The organism is Limnothrix sp. FACHB-406 (assembly GCF_014698235.1).
Classification (GTDB): Bacteria; Cyanobacteriota; Cyanobacteriia; order CACIAM-69d; family CACIAM-69d; genus CACIAM-69d.
The window spans coordinates 1-2,921 of record NZ_JACJSP010000037.1 but is presented as its reverse complement, the minus strand read 5'-3'; the positions used below and the strand labels follow the sequence as shown (position 1 = coordinate 2,921).

The 2,921-nt window shown below is 45.9% G+C and carries 1 protein-coding gene; it reads left to right on the top strand.

Annotation, left to right across the window (positions count from 1 at the left end; translation table 11 throughout):
- The first annotated feature begins 147 nt into the window (after positions 1–147).
- Positions 148–2,868, top strand: a complete 2,721-nt coding sequence (locus H6G53_RS18475; protein WP_242030988.1) for an AAA family ATPase — start codon at positions 148–150, stop codon at positions 2,866–2,868.
- The last annotated feature ends 53 nt before the right edge of the window (positions 2,869–2,921 follow it).

The window sequence follows — 2,921 nt, the reverse complement described above, 5'->3', positions numbered from 1 at the left end:
AGGCTTTGCGGGTAGGATTGGCAATGACCGGGAGACGACTCATGAGCTGGGTGATGCTTCGGTTAGGTCTAGCCTAAAACCGGATTTAGAGCTACCAAGTCGGCTTTAGCTTCTCTTTATGAATTAGCTCTTAGTATTGCTTCCCTGTTGCCCCGTGAAGCCCAATATCTTCAGAGTCCCACTAGCTTGGAAGGCACGTTGGCTTATTTGGCTCCTGAACAAACGGGGCGGATGAATCGCGGCATTGACTACCGCAGCGATTTTTATGCTTTGGGTGTGAGTTTGTATGAGCTGCTGACCGGCCAACTTCCATTCCCCACCACTGATCCCATGGAGTTGGTGCATTGCCACTTGGCAAGACAGCCGATCGCCCCTTCAGCTCTGAATTCAGAAATTCCGCCCGTGGTTTCTGCGATTGTGCTGAAACTGATGGCTAAAAATGCTGAAGATCGCTACCAAAGTGCTCGCGGACTGGGCCACGATTTGCAAATTTGCCTAGATCAATTACAAGCGCAAGAGGCGATTTCAGATTTTGAGTTGGGTACTAGGGATCTCAGTGATCACTTCTTAATTCCTGAAAAGCTCTATGGTCGCGAATCAGAAGTGACAACTCTGCTCGATGCGTTTGAGCGAGTTCAATCAGGAAAAACTGAGTTGATGCTGGTTGCAGGGTTTTCTGGAATTGGCAAAACAGCCGTCATCAATGAAATTCACAAACCCATTACGCGCCAAAAGGGATACTTTATTAAAGGAAAATTTGATCAATTCAATCGCAATATTCCCCTGTCAGCCTTTGTCCAAGCGTTTCAAAGTCTGATCGGGCAGTTGCTCTCGGAATCTGACCAAAAATTGCAAGATTGGAAATCAAGAATCCTGGAAGCATTGGGTAACCAAGCGCAGGTTTTGCTGGAAGTGATTCCAGGACTAGAACGCATCATTGGTTCACAGCCACCTGCACCAGAGTTGTCGGGAACGGCTGCTCAAAATCGATTCAAGCTGCTATTTCAAAAATTTATCCAGGTTTTTACGACCACTGAACATCCCCTCGTGATTTTTCTCGATGACTTGCAGTGGGCAGATCCAGCCTCCTTGCAAGTGCTGAAAGTCTTGATGGAAGATCAAGGATATTTATTGATACTGGGAGCCTATCGAGACAATGAAGTTTCAGTGGCTCATCCATTAATCTTGACTCTGCAAGAGTTACAAAAATCTCAAGCAATAGTTAATACAATCACGCTTCAACCGCTGACTATTCAAAATTTAAACCATTTAATTGCTGACACCTTTCATTGTTTACCTGATTTAGCACTGCCACTGACAAAACTGATCCATCAAAAAACACAGGGAAATCCCTTTTTTACAACACAATTCTTGAAGACACTGCATGAAGAGGGTTACATCACCTTTAATGCCAACCACTGTTATTGGGAATGTGACCTAGCACAAATTAATGTCCTCGCTTTGGCTGATGATGTGGTGGAGTTTATGGCGGCGCAACTGCAAAAACTACCCCCTGCAACTCAGCAAGGCTTGCAGTTGGCGGCTTGTATTGGTAATCAGTTTGATCTAGAAACATTGGCAGTGATTGCAGAGCAGTCTTTGATGGAAGCGGCCGCCGCACTGTGGCGATCGCTTCAGGAAGGGATGATTGTGCCCGTGAATCAGGCTTATAAGCTCTTTCAAGCGGCAGCGACTGCCCAGGGCGATCGCCCCTATGACTTGAACCCAACCTATCGATTTCTACACGATCGCATTCAGCAAGCGGCCTATTCATTAATTGCGGAGACGGAGCGACCTGCCCTCCATTACCGAATTGGTCGGCTGTTGGTTCAGCACTTTACCCACAGTGATCAAGAGGATCGAATTTTTGAAATCGTTAATCACCTCAATTTGGGTCGTCATTTAATTACTGATGATTTTGAGCGGCGTGAGTTGGTTGGTTTGAATTTACAAGCAGGTCGCAAAGCAATTGCTTCGGCAGCCTATGGGGCTGCCTTGGATTATTTGAATCAGGGCATTGATTTGTTACCGAATGATGCTTGGCAGCAAGAGTATGATCTGACTCTTGAGCTACACCAACAACGCCTAGAAGCGGCCTACTTCAACACGGAGTTTGAACAGCTAAAAACTTGGGGCGAAGTGATTTTGCGGCACAGCACTTCGGTGTTGGATCAAATTAAAGTCTATGAAACCCGAATGCTGGTTTTGCAGGCACAGAGTGAATTTGCGCAAGTGATTGATTTAGGGTTACAGGTTTTGCAACAACTGGGAATTGAATTCCCCTTGCAGCCAACACCCGCAGAAATTAATGCAGCTTATGAGCGATCGCGCCAGGCCTGGGAAGCGCAAGATCCGTTGAGTTTGCTGGATTTGCCACCGATGAAAGATCCAAAACTCTTAGCCGCTATGCAGATTTTGACAAACTTGTCGCACTCTGCATGTATGGCAGCTCCGGCTCTGTTGCCACTCCTGATTTTTAAACAAATCAGCCTTTCAATTCATCACGGAAACTGTGCAGTTTCTGTGGTTTCCTACGCAGACTATGGAATGGTTCTTTGTGGAATCATGAATGATATTCCGGCAGGATATCAATTTGCGCAGCTTTCGCTGGCACTTCTGGAAAAATTGCAAGCTAATGCGTTTAAAAGCCGAGTTTATCTGGTTGTGAATACCTTTGCTCGTCACTGGTGCGAGCCGCTACAAGAGGTAACTCCAGCTTTGTTGGAAGGCTGCCGCAGTGGCTTGGAAAGTGGCGATTGGGAATGTGTAGCGCTGAATTTATTTACCAGAAGTGTTGAATCTAAACACAAAACTTCATATTCTAGGCAACAAGAGTTTCTGGCAGTAAATCATAGCTCCAATGACTGATTGAGCCATAGCGACCGAGTACAACTTGCAAATATCGCAATTTATCTAGTAGC